This window comes from Constantimarinum furrinae, assembly GCF_014295415.1.
Taxonomy (GTDB): Bacteria; Bacteroidota; Bacteroidia; order Flavobacteriales; family Flavobacteriaceae; genus Constantimarinum; species Constantimarinum furrinae.
On sequence record NZ_CP052909.1, the window covers coordinates 2,805,166 to 2,825,098 of the forward strand.

Annotated in this window: 18 protein-coding genes and 1 tRNA gene; all 19 read left to right on the plus strand. The window is 37.3% G+C overall.

Translation table 11 applies throughout. The features are described from left to right. Window positions 1–132: 132 nt before the first annotated feature. The 19 genes from ALE3EI_RS12815 (at window position 133) to ALE3EI_RS12900 (ending at window position 19,891) form a co-directional block, all read left to right on the plus strand. The gene (locus ALE3EI_RS12815) at window positions 133–636 is read left to right on the plus strand and encodes a c-type cytochrome (protein ID WP_186989282.1); all 504 of its coding nucleotides are present in this window, start codon (window positions 133–135) and stop codon (window positions 634–636) included. Between the two features lie 6 nt (window positions 637–642). Continuing rightward, complete coding sequence (locus ALE3EI_RS12820) at window positions 643–1,224, plus strand: fasciclin domain-containing protein (RefSeq protein ID WP_186989284.1); 582 nt, start codon at window positions 643–645, stop codon at window positions 1,222–1,224. Window positions 1,225–1,252: 28 nt separating this feature from the next. Further along, complete coding sequence (nosZ, locus tag ALE3EI_RS12825) at window positions 1,253–3,211, plus strand: Sec-dependent nitrous-oxide reductase (RefSeq protein ID WP_186989286.1); 1,959 nt, start codon at window positions 1,253–1,255, stop codon at window positions 3,209–3,211. Between the two features lie 109 nt (window positions 3,212–3,320). After that, entirely contained in the window at window positions 3,321–3,944 is a 624-nt protein-coding gene (locus ALE3EI_RS12830) for a hypothetical protein (protein WP_186989288.1), read from the plus strand. Beyond that, window positions 3,941–4,375, plus strand: coding sequence for a nitrous oxide reductase accessory protein NosL (locus tag ALE3EI_RS12835; protein ID WP_317172959.1), 435 nt, complete (start codon window positions 3,941–3,943; stop codon window positions 4,373–4,375). Before ALE3EI_RS12830 ends, ALE3EI_RS12835 begins: the two co-directional genes overlap by 4 nt. A gap of 58 nt (window positions 4,376–4,433) precedes the next feature. Further along, on the plus strand, window positions 4,434–4,676 hold the full coding sequence (locus ALE3EI_RS13830) for a cupin domain-containing protein (protein ID WP_394367156.1): 243 nt from the start codon (window positions 4,434–4,436) through the stop codon (window positions 4,674–4,676). 18 nt (window positions 4,677–4,694) lie between these two features. Further along, entirely contained in the window at window positions 4,695–5,945 is a 1,251-nt protein-coding gene (locus tag ALE3EI_RS12845) for a nitrous oxide reductase family maturation protein NosD (protein WP_186989292.1), read from the plus strand. After that, the gene (locus ALE3EI_RS12850; RefSeq protein WP_186989294.1) at window positions 5,932–6,642 is read left to right on the plus strand and encodes an ABC transporter ATP-binding protein; all 711 of its coding nucleotides are present in this window, start codon (window positions 5,932–5,934) and stop codon (window positions 6,640–6,642) included. Before ALE3EI_RS12845 ends, ALE3EI_RS12850 begins: the two co-directional genes overlap by 14 nt. Further along, complete coding sequence (locus tag ALE3EI_RS12855; RefSeq protein ID WP_186989296.1) at window positions 6,635–7,417, plus strand: ABC transporter permease; 783 nt, start codon at window positions 6,635–6,637, stop codon at window positions 7,415–7,417. Before ALE3EI_RS12850 ends, ALE3EI_RS12855 begins: the two co-directional genes overlap by 8 nt. A 145-nt stretch (window positions 7,418–7,562) precedes the next feature. Beyond that, window positions 7,563–7,647 (plus strand) — tRNA-Ser (locus ALE3EI_RS12860). A gap of 189 nt (window positions 7,648–7,836) precedes the next feature. Further along, complete coding sequence (locus ALE3EI_RS12865) at window positions 7,837–8,616, plus strand: hypothetical protein (RefSeq protein ID WP_186989298.1); 780 nt, start codon at window positions 7,837–7,839, stop codon at window positions 8,614–8,616. Window positions 8,617–8,856: 240 nt separating this feature from the next. Beyond that, on the plus strand, window positions 8,857–9,762 hold the full coding sequence (locus tag ALE3EI_RS12870) for a hypothetical protein (RefSeq protein WP_186989299.1): 906 nt from the start codon (window positions 8,857–8,859) through the stop codon (window positions 9,760–9,762). A 250-nt stretch (window positions 9,763–10,012) separates the two neighbouring features. Then, window positions 10,013–10,567 (plus strand): hypothetical protein, encoded by a 555-nt coding sequence (locus ALE3EI_RS12875; RefSeq protein ID WP_186989301.1) that lies wholly within the window; start codon window positions 10,013–10,015, stop codon window positions 10,565–10,567. A gap of 505 nt (window positions 10,568–11,072) precedes the next feature. Beyond that, window positions 11,073–11,384, plus strand: a complete 312-nt coding sequence (locus ALE3EI_RS13795; protein ID WP_317172960.1) for a DUF6660 family protein — start codon at window positions 11,073–11,075, stop codon at window positions 11,382–11,384. A gap of 125 nt (window positions 11,385–11,509) precedes the next feature. Continuing rightward, window positions 11,510–15,853 carry a CusA/CzcA family heavy metal efflux RND transporter gene (locus ALE3EI_RS12880; RefSeq protein WP_186989303.1) on the plus strand — a complete coding sequence of 1,448 codons (4,344 nt, stop codon included), beginning with the start codon at window positions 11,510–11,512 and terminating at the stop codon, window positions 15,851–15,853. Continuing rightward, window positions 15,853–17,052: an efflux RND transporter periplasmic adaptor subunit gene (locus ALE3EI_RS12885; protein ID WP_186989305.1), complete on the plus strand. Its 1,200-nt coding sequence runs from the start codon at window positions 15,853–15,855 to the stop codon at window positions 17,050–17,052. The genes ALE3EI_RS12880 and ALE3EI_RS12885 overlap by 1 nt, the downstream gene beginning before the upstream one ends. 22 nt (window positions 17,053–17,074) lie before the next feature. Next, on the plus strand, window positions 17,075–17,491 hold the full coding sequence (locus ALE3EI_RS12890) for a Fur family transcriptional regulator (RefSeq protein WP_186989307.1): 417 nt from the start codon (window positions 17,075–17,077) through the stop codon (window positions 17,489–17,491). Between the two features lie 62 nt (window positions 17,492–17,553). Then, entirely contained in the window at window positions 17,554–17,910 is a 357-nt protein-coding gene (locus ALE3EI_RS12895; protein WP_186989309.1) for a SpoIIAA family protein, read from the plus strand. A gap of 10 nt (window positions 17,911–17,920) precedes the next feature. After that, a complete protein-coding gene (locus tag ALE3EI_RS12900) occupies window positions 17,921–19,891 on the plus strand; it encodes a heavy metal translocating P-type ATPase (RefSeq protein ID WP_186989311.1) in 1,971 nt (656 codons plus the stop codon). The last annotated feature ends 42 nt before the right edge of the window (window positions 19,892–19,933 follow it).

A 19,933-nucleotide genomic window follows, 5' to 3' on the forward strand; every position in this document is an offset into this window, starting at 1 on the left:
GTCACTATACAATGATGAATGTCATATCTCATTATAAACCTTACTTGTTTAGGAATTGCAGATATGATAATTGTCATATTTTAATATTCCTTCTGCTCGTACTTTTGAAGCATACATCTTAATTAACATATCATGCGCTATCTAATCAAAACTGTAACAATACTCTTTTCGGCCTTGCTGATAAGCTGTGGTGGTGAAGAGAAAAAAGAAGAAAAAATTAAAATTGGTCAAAAACCAAAGGTGGAAACCAAGAAGGAATTACCAGTGTCTGATGAAGTTCCGGCATCAAAACGGATTACTTTAGACAATAAAGGAGTTGGAAAAATTAAAAATTTAGAACTCAATCCAACAATAGACCAAGCAATGGTTGAACGGGGTGCGGCACTTTTTAAAACCAACTGTACTGCATGTCATAAAATTGGAAAACGGTTTATTGGACCCTCTCCTTCAGGGATAATGAAACGCAGAAGTCCGGAATGGATCATGAATATGATTTTAGATCCCAAATTGATGGCTGAAGAGGATCAGTGCGCAAAAGACTTGTTGGTAGAATTTAATGGTGCAGCAATGGCGAACCAAAACTTGACCGAAGCACAGGCTCGGGACATTTTAGAATATTTCAGAACTTTAAATTAAGCCATTATGAAGATCCACCAAATTTCAAAAGTACTTTCAATTGTATTCGTAATTGTTCTGCTTCACAGTTGTAATAATGAGGCATCACAGAATTCAACATCAACTACTACAATTGAAGAATCAACTTCAGAAAACAAACAAGGTCAAGCTTACATTGAAGACGATAGTTCAACACCAAATGTGCTGCAAATAGCCATGAATTCACCCGATCATACCACACTAGTAGCTGCGGTACAAACGGCAGGTTTAGAGAATGTTTTGGTAAATGCGGGCCCGTTGATGGTGTTTGCACCAACTAATGAGGCTTTTAAAGCGCTTCCGGAAGGAGTGTTGGAAGATCTTCTAAAGCCTGAGAAAAAAGATGCGCTCGCAAACATTTTAAAACATCACGTTACTGCAGGAAATTATTCAAAAGATTTTTTAAAAAAGTTTAAAAAATTAGGCCAAGCAAATGATCAAAGTACAACGGTAGAAGTAAGTGGTGAAGATGTGCTAGTAGGTGGCGCAAAGATAATTGCCAGTATAGAGGCCGGCAATGGTATCGTACATGTGGTAGACAAGGTGATTTTACCGCCGTCCAATAAATAACCGATAAATTCATCTTAAATCAACACAAATGAAAACTTATAAATATTACATTGTATCGCTAATATGCGCAGCATTCCTTCTTACTAGTTGCGGAAAAACTAATAATTCCGCTAGTGGTGCACTTAATTCCAGCGCTGCTGAGAAAGTGTATGTTGCACCAGGTGAACACGACGAATTTTATGCATTTATGTCTGGTGGTTACAGTGGTAATTTGACCGTTTATGGTCTGCCTTCCGGAAGAATGTTAAAGGAAATTCCTGTTTTTTCACAATTTCCCACGTCTGGATACGGATATTCTGAGGAAACAAAACCTATGTTAAACACCTCTCACGGTTTTGTTCCCTGGGATGATTCTCACCATCCAGATATTTCACAAACCAACGGAGAATTGGATGGACGATGGATTTTTATCAATGGAAACAACACTCCAAGAATTGCAAGAATTAATTTAAGCACTTTCGAAACTGAAGAAATTATTGAAGTTCCCAATAGTGCAGGTAATCATAGTTCTTCCTTTGTTACTGAAAATACAGAGTATGTAGTGGCAGGAACTCGTTTTTCCGTACCTATACCTCAACGTGACATTCCTATTAATGAGTACAAAGGGAATTTTCAAGGTGCTTTATCTTTTATAAGCGTTGATCCAGAACACGGGCATATGGATATAAAATTCCAGATAATAATGCCTGGTTTTAATTACGATCTTTCGCACCCGGGACGTGGAAAATCTCACGGTTGGTTCTTCTTTACAACATATAATACCGAAGAAGCTAATACATTACAAGAAGTTAACGCATCACAGAATGATAAAGACTTTATAGCAGCCATAAACTGGAAAAAAGTTGAAGAATTTGTTAACAATGGTGGTGGTACAAAAGTTCCGGTAAAATATGCACACAACATTTATAATGAAGCTACACATACCGCAACAAGCACCATAAAAAAAGAAGTTCTCACGGTAAATCCGCTTGATATCCCTGGCGCTGTATATTTTCTGCCAACTCCTAAATCACCTCACGGTTGTGACGTAGATCCTACAGGAGAGTATATTATTGGTAATGGCAAACTTTCTGCAGATTTAACGGTACATTCATTTGACAAAATGCTTGCGGCTATTGAGGCCAAAAAGTTTGATGGTGAAGCTTACGGTATACCCATTCTTAAATTTGAGGATGTGCTTGCTGGATCCGTAAAAAGTGGTGGTTTAGGTCCCCTGCACACCGAGTTTGATGGCAATGGAAATGCTTATACCACATTTTTTATCTCTTCGGAAGTGGTGAAATGGAAACTTGGAACATGGGAAGTTATTGATAGAAAACCTACCTATTACTCCGTAGGTCACTTAATGATCCCTGGCGGAAATTCTAGAAAGCCTTTTGGTAAATATGTAGTTGCATTAAATAAAATCACAAAAGATAGATATCTTCCTGTTGGTCCAGAAATGGAACACTCCGCACAGATTTACGACATCTCAGGTGAGAAAATGGAATTATTATATGACTTTCCTACTCACGGAGAACCGCATTACGCTGCCGGATGTCCTGCAGATTTGTTAACCTCAAAAGCCAAGAAGATCTATAGATTGGATGAAAACAAACACCCTTATGCAGTACTGAGCCCCGATCAAGCAAGAGTGGAACGCAAAGGCAACGAAGTCCATATCTATATGTCAACTATACGCAGTCATTTTACACCGGATAATATAGAGGGTATAAAGGTGGGTGATAAAGTATATTTCCATATCACCAATCACGAGCAAGATTTTGATGTTCCCCATGGCTTTGCCATATTAGGGCAAAACACAGCAGAATTATTAATTATGCCCGGTCAGACGAAAACTTCTGTTTGGGAACCAAAACAAGTAGGTGTATGGCCATTCTATTGTACCGATTTCTGTTCGGCATTACACCAAGAGATGCAAGGCTACATTCGAGTTTCACCTGCCTCTTCTAAGCTGGAATTAAGTTGGTCGTTAGGCGAAGATTAGTGATTAGTGAATTCGGCAACCTGTAAGTTCATTGCTATTGGCTTCCGAATACAAAGACGGGGGCTATGTAATAACCCCCGTCTTATTTTTTAAAAATAAATCAATTGAAATGAAAAAAAGTGGAGTATTAATGATTGTAGGCTCTTTGCTACTCCTAGGGCTTTTTAAATTCCCTCTGTGGAACATCATGTTAGGAGCTCCGCAGTATCCAGAACCTTTGGGAATGGACATATACATTCATGGCATTAAAGGGGTAAATGAGTTCGATATTCAGAATATAGATGGCTTAAATCATTACATCGGAATGAAAACCATTCCTAAGCCTGATGATATGTGGGAATTTAACACATTTCCTATTATAATCGGGATCATGGTGACTCTTGGAGTACTTATAGGATTATTAAGTATGTTCGGAAAGGTAAATCATTGGTGGTTCATAGGTTGGTTTGGAGTAATGTCCGTTCTTGGAATCTTGGGGATGTACGATTTCAATGCTTGGTTGACTGATTACGGAACGAATCTCGACCCACAGGCCATTATGAAGTTACAAAACCCCGATGGAACTCCAATGAGTTATAAACCACCACTGTTTGGCCATGCAAAAATGTTAAATTTCGACGTAGATTCATTGCCACATACAGGTGGTTATATGATGTTTACAGGAATGATGTTTACTGTAATTGCCTTTTTCGTCGGCAAAAAGGAAGCTAGAAAGTTGAAAACTCGAATATGATGAAAGCACATATTTTACTACTATTAACGACTCTACTAGTCGTTTCATGCAATGTCGACCCACAGCCTTTTGAATTTGGAACGGATGGTTGTGACTATTGCAAGATGACCATAGTAGATCGTCAACACGCTTCGCAATTGGTAACCAACAAAGGTAAAGTATATAAATTTGATGCGATTGAATGTATGATTCACCACATGGAAGTAAATAAAGAAATTGAATATGCTCATACTGTAGTAGCAGATTTCACTGCTCCGGGAACATTGATTGATGCTAAAAAAGCCATATATCTTATAAGTCCAGAGATATCAAGTCCGATGGGAGCATTTCTATCTGCATTCGCCAATGAACAAGCAGCCCAAAAAACTAAAAGAGAATCTGGTGGAAATCTCTATTATTGGAACGATTTATTAATCCATCTAAGAAAGTAATACAGTCATGTTTGAAATTAAAAACACCATTAAAAATACCGAGTGCATAGGTCTTACCATGGTGAAATTGACGCAAGAAAAAAAATATGAAATCTTATTGATCGTTTTGGAAAAAGGTCAATCGTTCCCTCCGCACAGTTCCCTTAGAAATACCCTCTTGATAATGCTCGAAGGTAATGTAAAATTTAATATCAATAGCGAACGCTATACCCTAGGAAAAAATCAAATTTTCGAATTTCCTGCAAAGATTAATCACGACGTGTTGGCCAATGGAAATTCTAAATTTTTAATCATCAGATAATTCATCCGAAGAAATAAAATGCAGCTGAAATTAACATTACCGCTATTAATTATTGGTCTATTTATGCATTCGGCTTTTTCTAAAATTATTACGGTATGTGATAATTGTGGTTACAAATCCATCAATGAAGCGGTATTGCAAGCCGAAGATTACGATACTATTTTAGTTAAAAAAGGAACTTATAAAGAGTTCAATATTAGAATTCTTAAACCGCTCACACTTTTAGGTGAAAATAATTCAATAATAGATGGGGAAGACCAGGGTGAGATTATCACTGTCTATTCAAATAACGTCACAATTGATGGCTTGACTATTATAAATGTCGGAACAAGTTATACGACGGATTATGCCGCAATTCGTGTGGTTAAAAGTGACCATTTTGTGATTCAAAATGTGATTTTGGAAAAGCTGTTTTTTGGAATTTATCTGGAGAAATCCAATGATGGAAGGCTTTCCTGTAACAAAATAACCGGAGATGCAGTTGAAGAATTCAATTCAGGAAATGGAATTCACCTCTGGCATTGCAAAAATATAAAAGTCAATCAAAATATAGTGCAACATGTTCGTGATGGGATTTATCTCGAATTTTCAGATAATATCAAGATAGAAAACAACCTAAGCATTAATAATGTACGTTACGGTCTACATTTTATGTTTTCTAATCATGACATGTATCAAAATAATATCTTCGAAAATAATGGGGCCGGAGTTGCAGTGATGTTTTCAAAGGATATAAAAATGTACAACAATACGTTCAAGAAAAACTGGGGTACAGCATCTTTCGGAATGTTGCTCAAAGAAATAAACGATGCCGAAATCTTAGGAAATACCTTTGAGGAAAACACCGTCGGTATTAATATTGAAGGTACAAACAGAATAGTGTATTGTAACAACGATTTTATACGTAACGGATGGGCCATAAAGGTTCGTGGAGCCTGTTATGCTAACTCGTTTGAACAAAATAATTTCCTACATAACTCATTCGACATTTCATATAACAGTGGAATGAACAACAATGTTTTTATTAATAACTTTTGGAGCAATTATGCGGGATATGATCTTGATAAAAACGGGATTGGCGACGTACCATACCGTCCTGTAAAACTATTTTCTTATATCGTAAACCGAACTCCCGAGACTATTATTTTATTGCGCAGCTTGTTTATAGACATTATAGATATTTCGGAAAAAGTCTCGCCTGTGTTTACTCCAGACTATTTGGTGGATGAACAACCAAATATGAAAAAAATAAATCATGATAGAAGTTAGTAATTTATATAAAAGGTTCGGGAAAAATGAAGTGCTCAAAGGGATTGACCTTTCTATTGAACGCGGTGGTATTTTTTCGATACTGGGACCCAATGGCTCAGGTAAGACTACGCTTATAAAATGTATGCTGGGTATGGTTTTGCCGGATTCTGGAATCATTTCCATTGAAGGTGCCGCATTGAAAAACAATTACAAATACCGCAATCAAATAGATTACTTGCCTCAAATAGCTAATTTTCCGGGAAACTTGAAAGTTAGTGAACTCATAAATATGATTAAGGATTTACGTAACTCGGATATTACAAAAGAACTAGAACTCATTGGGCTTTTCAAACTTCATCCTTTTCTGAATAAAAAATTGGGAAATCTTTCCGGTGGAACGAAGCAAAAGGTGAATGTGGTACTTGCCTTTATGTTTGACAGTCCGTTGTTGATCTTGGACGAGCCTACTAACGGCTTAGACCCGATTTCACATTTGCGTTTAAAAAACCTGATCAAATTAGAAAAAGATAAGGGAAAAACCATCCTTATCACCTCTCACATATTAAGTTTTGTGGAAGAAATTTCTGATGAAATTGTATTTCTTCTTGAAGGAAAAATCCATTTCAAAGGAAGTATTTCAGACCTGAAAAAGACAACAGCCCAACCCGATTTTGAACGAGCAATAGCCTCCATTCTAACCTCAAGTTATGCTTAAAATATTAAAATACGGTTGTTATGATTTAATGCGCAGCAGATGGACGTACGTCTACTTTTTGTTCTATCTTCTATTGGGCCTTGTACTCTTGTTTTTAAACAATGATCTCTCCAAAGCTGTAATAACTCTAATGAATGTAATCATTATTTTGGTGCCGCTCATAGGGACTATTTTTGGGGTTATGTATTATTACAATTCCCGTGAGTTTACCGAGCTACTCCTAGCGCAACCCGTAAAACGGAGTGCTATCTTTTTAGGGCAATATTTTGGCGTAGCCACTTCACTTTCATTAAGTTTGGTCATTGGTCTTGGAATTCCTTTTATTTTTTATGGTATTTTTAATAGTGGTGCTATTTGGGATTTTTCACTTCTATTGGTCACCGGTACGTTTCTAACCTTTGCTTTTACAGCGTTGGCTTTTTTGATAGCACTTTCCAATGAAAATAGAATTAAAGGTTTTGGTTACGCTATTTTACTTTGGCTGTTTATGGCTGTAATTTATGACGGCATCTTCTTAATGTCTTTGCTCTATTTCGAGGCGTATCCTTTAGATAAATTCTCGCTTTTGGCAACCATGCTCAATCCTATTGATCTGTCTCGGGTACTAATTCTTTTAAAACTTGATATTTCAGCTTTGCTTGGGTATACCGGTGCAGTTTTTCAAAAGTTCTTTGGAACCAGTTTCGGTTTAGTACTTTCTTCAGGGATACTGATGCTTTGGGTCGTGGTACCGATATTATTTATTTGGCGAATCGCAAAGCGGAAAGATTTTTAAATGATTTCCGTGGTAATTGATATTTTCGAGTAATTCAAACTTAAAGAAAATTTGCCATAAGTAGCTTGTTATAAAAATTGATTATTAATTGTTCAAAATTTGCTTTTATAGAACGAAAAAGCATAGTATATTTGCACTCGCTAATGGAGAAATGGCAGAGTGGTCGAATGCGGCAGTCTTGAAAACTGTTGAGGGTCACACCTCCGGGGGTTCGAATCCCTCTTTCTCCGCGTAACAGCTCATAATCTTAATGATTATGAGCTGTTTTAATTTTAGGGGCATATTTAGGGGCATAATTATTTCTAATTTGTTATCCCGATTTTATTTCCATATTTACAACTAACTCTCCTATTTTAAACTTTAATTAGCTAATAATATCCGGATATACACATATTTTGATATATTAGAAGTTTTGTGTAATGAGGAAAAATATTCTAGGTAATATAGATAATCATAAAGGCGAAGGACTTGTAGCCTTCATAGATATTCTGGGCTTTTCCGAAGAAATACTCTCTAACTGGAATGATCCTAAAAATGACCCGTTAAAAAAAATACTAAATTTAAAAAAGAATATACCAGTTCAATCAGATAAAAATGCACCAAAAGTTAAATTGGATAAATCTTTTGAAAGAATTTATAAATGTAGAATTCAAACAATATCTGATAGCATAGTTGTTTCATTTGGTTTTAACAATAATAACCTAGTATATGGTGACTTGGTTTTGGGAACTATTACCTTTTTTGAAACTATAGCTGTAATATGGAGAAATTCGTTAGAGTCCGGTTACACAATTAGAGGGGCTGTTGACTGGGGTGAAATTTATTGGGATAGTAAAGAAATAATAGGCCCAGCATTTATAACAGCCTACAAACTTGAGTCTACACAAGCTAAATCGTCAAGGGTTATCATATCTTCTTCCTTTAATCGAGAACTGGCTAATATTGCCAAACAATATAAAACATTCTGGAACGATTTTATTCTTGATTGTGTTTATAAAGATATAGATGGCTATTTGATCCTAAATCCACACAAACTTTATGATCCCGACCGAAAAAATGATAAAAATAAAATTATCGAAATTTTACATGATTTACAGAATAAAGCTAAAAACCTTAATAAAGAAAAATACAATCCAATATTAGCAGCAATGGAATCTCCCAAAATAAATATTACTAATTCGGATTTTGGAAAATACTAGCTCACTAGAAATAGCAATGGCTAATGCCAATTACTCAATAAGTAAGAAAATTATTATTACATTTAATTGAAATAAAAAGGTTTCAATAAATAGCAGAGGCGGCTCATCCCATGGTGCTGGATCGCACGTCACGCCGTTGGCGTGACTTTCAACATTTGCTACCGCAAATTTTTGGCACGTCCGATTCGGCTACTAATCGCGGCACGAGTATTATACCAAACCGTTAAGTACAAGTATGAAATGAACGAAAAGGGAATAATCGATATAGAAGATTGGAACAAGGAATTTATATCTCTGAACGACCGATTTGAATTGCTTCAAAACAGATTTCTAGCTATCGCAATGGATTATAAATACTATATAGATAGTTCTTGGGGAGAGAATGAAATATACCAATTGAGAGACGACATTTCGTTTCGCCTTTTTTGTTCAAAATTTCACATCGAATTATTATTAAAACATCATATTGAAATTAAACATAGACTTCACGAAAGATTTAAAAAAGACCCAAGCTATTTTAGCCGACAATATTTTGGAGCAAATCCACTTTACGAACACTATGGGAAAGAAGTATCATCAATTTTTGACAGTATTGTCTATCACGCAGTTTCATCTTTTGACTACTTAGCCGTTTTATGTAACTACATTTGCGGAGCAAAAAAGAGCGATAAACTAAAGTGGACTCAACTTGCAAGGTCAGTTAGAGATAAAAAAAATATATTTTCTACAACAGAAATAGCAAATCCAATAACCGAAATTGACAGAGAGTTTGTGGGTAAATTATATAATCATCGTTCCCATGTAATTCATAAAAAATCTGACCAAAATAAATACTCAATTACAATGTCTTTTGGTCAAACCAAATTAGAATTTATTCCAAAATTTTTCATTGGGAATAATCTAATTAAAGAGTTTAATCATTTTCGGGAATTAAATAAGTCAAATAATATTACTGATGTATATGCAAGTTTTTGGATAATTAATCAAGTTGTAGAGAAGATTACAGATATTTTATTTAGCCTAAAGAAACATATGGAATTAAACCCAAAACAAAATGATGGACATATATTTAATCTCGATAAAGATACTAGTACAAAAAAACCTGTGTCCGAAAGTTATTGGAAAGAAAATGAATATAAAAAATGACTGTATCAAACAATGAATAACATTTTGATAGAAAATTTCGGTTATTCGGTTAAATAAAATTATTTTTATCTGGAATAATATTTAAACTAAACCTAATGGGTATTAAGCCAGGACCAAAAAGAACAGCGAAATCAACGGGTAAACCAGACAGACGCCAACGAGATAATAAATCAACACCCAAAAATACACCATCACTAAAACCTCATAAGCATAAGAAAGGTGATTAGTCGTATTTTTTAAAAAATGAAAATTGAAAAACCAACTTCAATTTTATAAAGAAATTCATTTAAGTGAATTGAAAAGAAAAAGTGAAATTGATAGTTCCATTAGTTTTCCAACTACCCTTTTAACTTTATTAATTGGTGGTGGGTTTTACCTTTTTCAAAAGGAAATTGTTGAATATCAAGATGAAAATATTTTATCAATTCTGATTATTATTGGCGGAATACTTTTTCTATTGTCAATTTTCGGTGCAATAATATTACTTTCAAGAATGTACTTAAATAGATTTCGCAAATACAGATACTTGCCTTGTTCATTAGACCTTATAAATCGTGAGAATGAACTTTATCATCATTATCTAAATTTTTATAAGCAGACAGATATTGATAAGCCTAATAAAAAAGCTCTTAAAGATGCAGATGAAGAGTTTCAGAAAAATTTATTAAATTATTACATCGAATTTGGAACCCACAATCAACTTGTGAATGATGTGCGAATAAAAGATTTTTATAGATCGAGAAAAATATTGATTCTTTCCATTATCTTACTAGCTATAACAGCATTATTAATTCTAATTAGGTAACAATATGGCAAATCAAAAACCCCCTCCTCCGCCACCACCACCCCCAGGAAGAGAATTAGGACAACCACCAGGTTCACCAAAACCACCAAAACCACTGCCACCTAAACCAAGGCGATAAAAACGTTTTATAACACCTTATAATGAAAATGGTTAGTTTTTATATGTGTTAGTATTCTCACAATTAATTACTTTTAACCCCAACAAAACTCGATTGCGTCGACACCAATGCTGCTAATTCGAACGCAGTTCTTCACGCTGCTCACCACAAAACTTTATGTTGTTTTTGCCCCTTGCCTATAGAGTCGTCCAACGACTGCGCTAGCTTTCGTTAATACCGTTGCTATTTTTGCTATAAAAGCGTCCTAATCATAAAAATTTTGGTAACGATGCCAACTCTAACTCAAAGCAGTTATTTCTATTCAATTTAATAAGACCTAAATTAAACCGCAGAATATGAGACAACTTTGCACAACCATTGCATTAAATAATTTATATCTTTGTGTCAGTGAAATTTACAGCCTTCATATTATCAATTTATATTTTCACGCTTAATTTAGCTCCTTGTGAAGATAATACTGTGCTTGACAATGAGGTGAAAACAGAGATTTCACAGTCTACTGGTGATAACCATAATCACCAAAATTCGGATTTATGTTCTCCTTTTTGTATTTGTCAATGTTGCCATATCAATGCAACTTATTTACAATTTACAGATCTTAAATTGGATATAGATCAATTTTCCACTAATGATTTTCTTTTCTTCAACAATACAGTAAAGGGTTTTACAGGCTCCATTTTACAGCCACCAAGGGCATAATTTAGTTCTTCAAAGGATAGCTATATCCTGTCTTGACGTGTCTATATTTTCGATATGTCAATATAGTGCGATGCATTTCTGTAATCCACTCAAGGTGAATTTAAACTGAATTAACACCCTTATCTATGATCAATAGAATCATTGATTTTTCAATCAATAACAAATTTATTATCGGTCTGCTAACCTTGGCACTAATCGGTGCGGGTATCTATAGCATGACCCAAGTTCCCGTTGACGCCGTACCGGACATCACCAACAATCAGGTACAGGTCATCACTCAATCTCCTAACCTAGGAACAGAGGATATAGAACAATTTGTGACCTACCCCATTGAGGTAGCAATGAGTAACTTGCCTAATGTAAAGGAAATTCGATCTGTTTCCCGCTTTGGACTCTCTGTTGTAACCATTGTATTTGACGATGATGTAGGAACATTTCTACCCAGACAGCTTGTGGCTGAAAAGCTCACAGAAGTACAGGAACAAATACCTATGGGGTTTGGTGAACCAGCAATGGGGCCGATTTCAACGGGACTGGGCGAAATTTATCAATACACCCTTGAAGTCGATGATGATTACCAGAGTGAATTCACAGTAACAGACCTACGAACCATTCAAGACTGGATTGTACGCAGACAAATGGCAATGGTTGCTGGCGTTGTGGAAGTAAATGCTTTTGGTGGAAATATAAAACAATATGAAGTAGCCGTTGATCCTGACGAACTTCATGCCATTGGAATTTCAATATCTGAAATATTTTCCGCCTTGGAAAATAACAACCAAAATACGGGCGGTGCCTATATCGAGCGTAATCATCAAGCTAATTTTATACGTGGAGAAGGTTTGGCAAGATCAGTTTCGGATATCGAAAATATTGTGGTCAAAACGGTAAATGGAATTCCTATCAAAATTAAAGATGTGGGGAACGTGAATACTGGAAGTACCGTTCGCTACGGTGCGCTGACCAAAGATGGTAAGGGTGAAGCTGTTGGTGGAATGATTTTGATGCTAAAAGGCGCAAATTCCAACGAAGTTATCGAAAACGTGACCCATCGGATGAAACAGATTCAACAATCTCTTCCGGAAGGTGTGAATATCAAACCTTTCCTTGACCGTAGCGAATTGATTGCGGAAACTACGGGAACGGTAACCGGAAACCTCTTAGAAGGTGGCTTAATCGTAATCTTTGTTTTGGTTTTGCTCTTAGGAAATTGGCGTGGCGGTCTCATTGTTGCATCCACAATTCCCCTATCGCTATTGTTTGCATTCATATTAATGAACGTTTTTGATGTTTGGGCAAACCTGATGAGTTTGGGGGCAATTGACTTCGGAATCATTGTGGACGGTGCAGTAATTATTGTAGAAAGCACGGTTTTCCTGATGTATTCTTATGTTGTCAAAAAGAAAGCGGTAAGTTCTGAAACGAGGGACGAAATCGCTGCAAAGGCTTCCAAAAAGATGATGAACGCCGCTTTCTTTGGCCAGCTTATTATCCTAATTGTATTCCTTCCTATTCTGGCACTCGAAGGTGTTGAAGGCAAGATGTTTCAGCCTATGGCTTTAACATTCATATTTGCGATGATTGGTGCAATGTTACTTTGCCTGACTTATGTTCCTATGATTTCAGCTTTATTCCTAAGACCGCCAAAATCCGCAAAAAAATCTTACGGCGATAAGTTTATCCATTGGATTGAAAGAAAATACAAACCGCTGTTAAGCAAATCGCTCTCAAAAGGAAAGATGGTAATAGGTATCGCCATTGCCCTTTTTGCTGTTGCCATTTTTGCCTTTACCAAAATGGGCGGTGAGTTCATCCCACAATTGGATGAAGGTGATATAGCATTTCATGCCATCTTAAAACCTGGTAGTTCGCTTTCAGAAACTATAGAAACTACAACAAAAATAGAGCGCGTAGTTAAGGCGGAATTTCCAGAAGTAGAAACTATCATCAGTAGAATTGGTGTGGCAGATGTGCCTACCGACCCAATGCCAATGGATATTGCCGATGTATTCGTTATTTTAAAACCAAGTGAAGAATGGACATCTGCTGAAAGTAAAGATGAATTGGTGGAGAAAATGAAGGAAGCCATAAGCATTATTCCCGGGGTTAATTTTGAATTTACTCAACCTATCGAAATGCGTTTTAACGAACTTCTTACGGGAGTACGTGAAGATGTTGCTATCAAACTGTTTGGGGAAGATTTGGACGTATTGGCAAGCATAGCGGAAGAAATGGGTAAAATCATTGCAACCGTTCCGGGTGTTGCGGATATGAAAGTAGAGGCAACAGATGGCTTACCTCAAATAACTATTGATTACAACCGAAATAAACTAGCGCAATACGGTCTGGAAATTAACCAACTCAATAGAGTGGTACAGGCTGCTTTTGCAGGTGGTAAAGCAGGAGTTATTTTCGAAGGTGAAAAGCGATTTGACCTTGTGGTAAGACTTCAAAAAGAAAACCGGGCAAGCATTGACGATATCCAAAACCTTTTCATCAATTTGCCTAATCGTTCACAAATCCCATTAAGGGAAATTGCAACTGTAAGTTACGAACCCGGTCCAATGCAAATAAGCAGAGACAATACAAATAGACGAACGTATGTAGGAATCAATATTCGCGACCGTGATGTTAAATCGGTAGTAGAAGAAATTAAGGATAAATTGAATGACCAATTGGAATTACCTCCTGGATACTACATTCGTTATGGTGGTGCCTTTGAAAACCTTGAGCGTGCCAGCAATAAATTACAGACCGTTGTCCCGATAGCATTATTGCTCATTTTTATTTTAATTTATTTCGCCTTGAAATCTATTCCGCAAACCCTGATGATTTACCTTGCGATCCCAATGGCGACCATTGGCGGTGTATTCGCTTTATGGTTCAGAGATATGCCGTTTAGTATTTCCGCCGGAGTCGGTTTCATCGTTCTTTTTGGAGTAGCGGTACTGAATGGATTGGTAATGATTAGCGGTCTAAATGAACTGAAAGAAGAAGGTGTGTCTAACTTAAAAGACCGTATCGTGGAAGGAACAAAACGAAGAATACGCCCAATTATGTTAACGGCCTTGACCGATATTTTGGGTTTTCTGCCTATGGCCATTTCAGCATCAGCAGGTGCGGAAGTACAAAGACCATTGGCTACTGTAGTTATTGGCGGATTGATAACTTCAACTCTCTTGACACTCTTTATTCTTCCAATATTTTATCAATGGGTTGAAAAACGTTCGGAACGAAAAGTAAAACTCAATCCAAAATTCGGTCTGGCCACTCTGGTAATTTGTTTATTATTCACATCGAATCTTGTTAAAGCACAACAGGATGAACAAAATGTTTCCTTGCCAATTATTTCATTGGAAGAATCAGTAGAAATTTCTAAGAAAAATTACCCGCTCCTAAAATCGAAACAAATGGAAATCCAAAAACAAACTGCTCTCAAGGGCACAGCTTACGATTTTGGTTACACCCAAGTATTTACGGGTGGCGAGGAAATTTCGGATGGTCAGGGTATTTATACTATCGTTGGTTTAGGGCAACAGAATATGGATTTATTCGGTATTGGTGCTAAAAAGCGTCTGCAAAAGCAACGTATCGCATTGGCTGAAACAGCATTTACCTTTTCCGAACGTCAAGTAGAGCAGGAAGTTAAGAAGGCTTGGTCGCAAGCCTATCAGCAACGGCAAAAATTTGAATTGTACCGAGAACTGGATTCTATCTATTCACAATTTGAAAAAGCCATTGAACTCAAATATGAGGTAGAAGCCATTTCCCGATTGGAATATTCGTCTGCTACCAATCAAGCCTTGCAAATCAGTAACCTATTGCAACAAGCAGAAAGCGATTACGCCATTGCCCTTCAAAGACTCAATCTTTGGCTGGTTTCAGACATTTTCTATACTGTTCCTAAATCGATTAATGAAAGTGAAGTTGCTATATTGGGCATACCCACATCAGTAGAAAATCATCCCGAACTGAAACTTTGGCAAAAGCGCGTTGATGAGGCTGAAGCTAATTATAAAGCAGCTCGTGCTGATTTGCTTCCTAAGTTCAATCTCCAAGGCGGGCTTCAAAGAGTAAACGGTAATACCGGTTTTTATAGTTATCAGGTAGGTATTTCCATGCCGTTATTTTCCGGTGCAGAGCGCAGCCAGGCAAAAGCTGCCCAAATCGATAGTGAAATCGCACAGACAAATGCTAATTATACACAACTCCAATTGCAATCCGAATATCAGCAGGCCCTACGATCTTATCAAAAATGGAAAGTATCCTGGCAATTTTATAGGGATAAAGTGTTGCCGCTCGCCAAAGAGCAACGTAAGGGTGCGCTCCTTGCTTACAAGGAAGGCGCGGTGGACTATGTAGCATTTACACAAATAATAAGGGATGCCATAAATACCGAAATGGATGCACTGGATGCGCTCAACAATTATCTAAAATCAGTTTTCGAACTACAATATTTCAAACAATAATGAAAAATCTATCTAAATACACAGTCATCGGCTTACTGGCTATGCTCTTAGGGTTGACCTCATGTAGAGACTCTTTATTAAAGTCAGTAGAAAACAATGAGGGAAATCCTGAAACGGAAAAATCTCACACCGAAGGCGAAGCTGAAGAGGTGGTGCTTACTGCCAAACAGTTCGATGCATTACAAATGAAGGTCGACACCTTACAAAAAAGAAATATGAGCGGATATGTAGAGGCCAATGGTCAGTTAGAAGTCCCACCGCAGAACGAGGCAACAATTACAACAGTAGTAGGTGCAAATGTAGTTTCCATCGAGGTTATCGAGGGTGATAAAGTCAATAAAGGGCAAACGGTCGCTTACCTCTCACATCCCAACATCATCGAGAAACAGACGGATTACCTAAATGCCTTCAGTAATAGTCAATTTCTAAAGAAAGAATTTGAACGACAAAAAACCCTCTATGATGCAGGCATAGGAAGTGGCGCAAATTTTCAAAAGGCAGAAGCCGAATATGAAGCATCCCGAAGTTTGGTGAAAGGTCTTGAAGCCCAACTTCAACAACTAAACGTTAGTGCATCGGGCGTAAGAAATGGAACGATATACCAGCGTGTTGCACTGCAAAGTCCCATTGAAGGATTTGTTCAAAAGGTTGAGGTCAAAACAGGGCAGTTTGTAGAACCACAGACCGACCTAATGGATATCGTGGATACCCATCACGTTCACGCAGATCTTATGGTTTTTGAAAAAGATGTCTTTATGGTCAAGGTAGGGCAAAAAGTCGTTTTTAATGTTCAATCCATTCCAGGGAAGGAACTTACCGCTGAAATCTATTCCGTTGGAAAGACTTTTGAGCAGAACCCAAAAGCGATACATGTTCACGCAGAAATTGAGAATAAGGAAGGCAACTTGATACCCGGAATGTACATTCAGGGACGCATCCAAACGGAAAACAATAAGAAATTGGCTATACCCGAAAGTGCCATAGCCGCTGACGGCAACCGATTTTTTGTGTTTTCGGCTAAAAAGGAAGGAAATGATTGGGCTTTTACACCTAACGAAGTAATAAAGGGGGCTCAAGATGGGGAATGGGTTCCCATTGATTTTCTAACGGAACAAAGAAAGAATGCCAAATATGCCTTGAACAATGCGTATTATTTGATGGCCGAAATGAAAAAAGGCGAAGCGGAACACAGCCATTAATACCGATTAAAATCATAATAATATGAAGGAAATAGAAAATACATTGAAAAATAAAAATGTACGTCCTACGGCAATGCGCATTTTGATTTATAAGTATATGGCCGAGAAAGAAATTGCAGTTGCATTAACGGACATTGAGAACGCTTTCACGAAAGCTGACAGAACTACTCTGTACCGGACCTTAAAAACTTTTGAAGAAAGAGGAATCGTGCATCAAATTGACGATGGCACTAATATTTCAAAATATGCACTTTGTGAACCTGGGTGCAATTGTGAAATTGAACAAGATTTACACTTACATTTTCATTGCAACAACTGCGATGAAACAGTATGCCTCACAGAACATAAGATACCTCAGGTTAATCTACCTGATGGATATATAGCTGAGAATGCAAACTTAGTGATTAAAGGTATTTGCGAAAAGTGTAGTGGACAATAAATGCACTTCCGTTGCACCTATCTTTCCAGTAAATTAATTTTGAGGTTTTAAAAATGAAAACGATGATAAAAATTATTGAAAGTGAAAAAGATAATTTGATTTCCGCTAAAATAAGCGGTATAATCTCAAAAACAGATGTAGAAAAAATACATTCGCTCATCCATATTATTATCGAAAAGGGTAATAAAGTGGATTTCTATTTTGATATTCACGATTTTGAAGGTTATACGTTACAAGGCTTTTGGGAAGATATTAAAGTAGATAGCGCACACATTTCCGATTATGGAAAAATGGCTTTTGTGGGCGATAAGAAATGGCAGGAATGGGTCGCAAAGGCTACCGATTTCTTTTCTAGCTCTGAAGTGAAATACTTCGATTTAAGAGAAAAAGAAGCAGCTAAAAAATGGATAGCACAATAAAATTGAATCAATGATAAAACAAAAAAGAAACCTTCGGGATTTAGACCCAAAAGAACATCAAGGCCAACATTCCGACTCGAATGGCCACAATCACAGCAATCCCGAAAACCTTGGCAAGTTTAGAACCTATTTGCCAGCAATTTTCAGTTTTGTAATGCTTATCGCAGGCATTGCGTTCGATTATTTTGAATCCTTCCCCTACTTTTCGGGTTGGATACGCATCGTTTGGTATGTCGTGGCATACCTTCCTGTTGGATTTCCAGTAATCAGAGAAGGCTGGAACAGCATTGTAAAAGGCGATTTCTTTACGGAATTTCTGTTGATGTCTATTGCTACCATTGGCGCATTCGCCATTGGTGAATATCCCGAAGGTGTTGCCGTTATGTTGTTTTATGCCGTTGGCGAGCTTTTTCAGAATGCTGCAATCAACAAGGCAAAAAAAAATATAAAGGCATTGCTCGATGTGCGTCCCAATGAGGCCTTGGTATATCGGAACAATGATTATGTATCTGTAAATCCCGAAACCGTTGAAATTGGCGAAAAGGTGCAAATCCGTGTGGGCGAAAAAATCCCTTTGGATGGTATTTTGTTGTCCGAAAAAGGCTCATTTAACACGGCGGCCCTAACAGGAGAAAGCAAACCCGATACTATTGCCAAGGGCGAAAAAGTGTTTGCGGGAAGCCTCAATTTGGAAGGTGTTGTTGAAATTGAAACTACCAAAGAATTTAAGGACAGTTCTATTGCCCGAATCCTCGATATGGTGCAGAATGCAACCGCCCGAAAATCAAAAACCGAATTGTTCATCAGAAAGTTTGCAAGAATCTATACACCAATTGTGGTTTTCTTGGCAATTGGTTTGACGTTTTTACCTTTCTTTTTTGTGGACAACTATGTCTTTAACGATTGGCTATACAGAGCATTGATTTTCCTGGTTATTTCCTGTCCATGTGCGTTGGTCATTTCAATACCATTGGGCTATTTTGGGGGGTTGGGAGCAGCTTCAAAAAATGGCATTCTGTTTAAAGGTGCTTCCTATTTGGATGAAATGACCAAAATAACAACGGTTGTTATGGACAAAACGGGGACGGTGACCAAAGGTGTTTTCAAGATCAAGGACATAAAAGCCATTGATTGGGAAGAACCTGAATTTATGAAGTACCTGATGGCGATGGAAGAGCAATCCACCCACCCCATTGCCAAGGCCATTATGGAATATAAAGCCGAAGGCGAGGATTTGGAGGCTACCAACGTCAATGAAGTTGCAGGAAAAGGTCTAAAGGGAACAATAAAAGGTAAAACCGTATTGGTGGGCAACAAAGCATTAATGACTTCGAATGGTATCGAAGTTCCTCCTGAGACTGACGATATTGTGGAATCTATCGTAATGGTTTCCATTGAGGGCAAATTCGTAGGCTATGTAATTATTGCAGACGAATTAAAGGATGATGCCTACGAAGCCATTGCACAAATCCGCGAATCCGGAATTTCTAAAATCATTATGCTTTCGGGCGATAAAGATTCCATTACCCAACAAGTCGCCAAAGAAATGGGTGTGGATTGGGCAAAAGGTGGTCTATTACCAGAGGATAAGTTGAATGAAGTCGAAAAACTGATGACAGGATCCGATAATAAAGTAGCCTTTATTGGCGACGGCATCAACGATGCGCCAGTTTTGGCCGCAAGCGATGTGGGTATCGCAATGGGTGGCTTGGGTAGTGATGTGGCCATAGAAACGGCAGATGTTATCATCCAAACAGACCAACCCAGCAAAATTACAAGAGCCATAAAAATTGGAAATTCTACCCGAAAAATTGTTTGGCAGAATATTGGTTTGGCGTTTGGTGTAAAAGCTGTGGTTTTGGTTCTGGGAGCAGGCGGATTGGCAACAATGTGGGAGGCCGTTTTTGCTGACGTTGGTGTGGCCTTGTTGGCAATTTTGAATGCTGTGAGATTGCAGAAGATGAATTGGTCAAACAATTAAAATTCTGTTAATTTCGACAATACCCTTGAAAAATTTGTACTT

What these genes read in the sequence shown, in the direction of transcription:
- ALE3EI_RS12870 (WP_186989299.1), top strand. Translation starts at nt 8,857, where the DNA reads ATGAACGAAAAGGGAATAATCGATATAGAAGATTGGAACAAGGAATTT.
- ALE3EI_RS13830 (WP_394367156.1), top strand. Translation starts at nt 4,434, where the DNA reads ATGGTGAAATTGACGCAAGAAAAAAAATATGAAATCTTATTGATCGTT.
- ALE3EI_RS12890 (WP_186989307.1), top strand. Translation starts at nt 17,075, where the DNA reads ATGAAGGAAATAGAAAATACATTGAAAAATAAAAATGTACGTCCTACG.
- ALE3EI_RS12835 (WP_317172959.1), top strand. Translation starts at nt 3,941, where the DNA reads ATGATGAAAGCACATATTTTACTACTATTAACGACTCTACTAGTCGTT.
- ALE3EI_RS12865 (WP_186989298.1), top strand. Translation starts at nt 7,837, where the DNA reads ATGAGGAAAAATATTCTAGGTAATATAGATAATCATAAAGGCGAAGGA.
- ALE3EI_RS12850 (WP_186989294.1), top strand. Translation starts at nt 5,932, where the DNA reads ATGATAGAAGTTAGTAATTTATATAAAAGGTTCGGGAAAAATGAAGTG.
- ALE3EI_RS12815 (WP_186989282.1), top strand. Translation starts at nt 133, where the DNA reads ATGCGCTATCTAATCAAAACTGTAACAATACTCTTTTCGGCCTTGCTG.
- ALE3EI_RS12880 (WP_186989303.1), top strand. Translation starts at nt 11,510, where the DNA reads ATGATCAATAGAATCATTGATTTTTCAATCAATAACAAATTTATTATC.
- nosZ (WP_186989286.1), top strand. Translation starts at nt 1,253, where the DNA reads ATGAAAACTTATAAATATTACATTGTATCGCTAATATGCGCAGCATTC.
- ALE3EI_RS12845 (WP_186989292.1), top strand. Translation starts at nt 4,695, where the DNA reads ATGCAGCTGAAATTAACATTACCGCTATTAATTATTGGTCTATTTATG.
- ALE3EI_RS12895 (WP_186989309.1), top strand. Translation starts at nt 17,554, where the DNA reads ATGATAAAAATTATTGAAAGTGAAAAAGATAATTTGATTTCCGCTAAA.
- ALE3EI_RS12830 (WP_186989288.1), top strand. Translation starts at nt 3,321, where the DNA reads ATGAAAAAAAGTGGAGTATTAATGATTGTAGGCTCTTTGCTACTCCTA.
- ALE3EI_RS12885 (WP_186989305.1), top strand. Translation starts at nt 15,853, where the DNA reads ATGAAAAATCTATCTAAATACACAGTCATCGGCTTACTGGCTATGCTC.
- ALE3EI_RS12855 (WP_186989296.1), top strand. Translation starts at nt 6,635, where the DNA reads ATGCTTAAAATATTAAAATACGGTTGTTATGATTTAATGCGCAGCAGA.
- ALE3EI_RS12820 (WP_186989284.1), top strand. Translation starts at nt 643, where the DNA reads ATGAAGATCCACCAAATTTCAAAAGTACTTTCAATTGTATTCGTAATT.
- ALE3EI_RS12900 (WP_186989311.1), top strand. Translation starts at nt 17,921, where the DNA reads ATGATAAAACAAAAAAGAAACCTTCGGGATTTAGACCCAAAAGAACAT.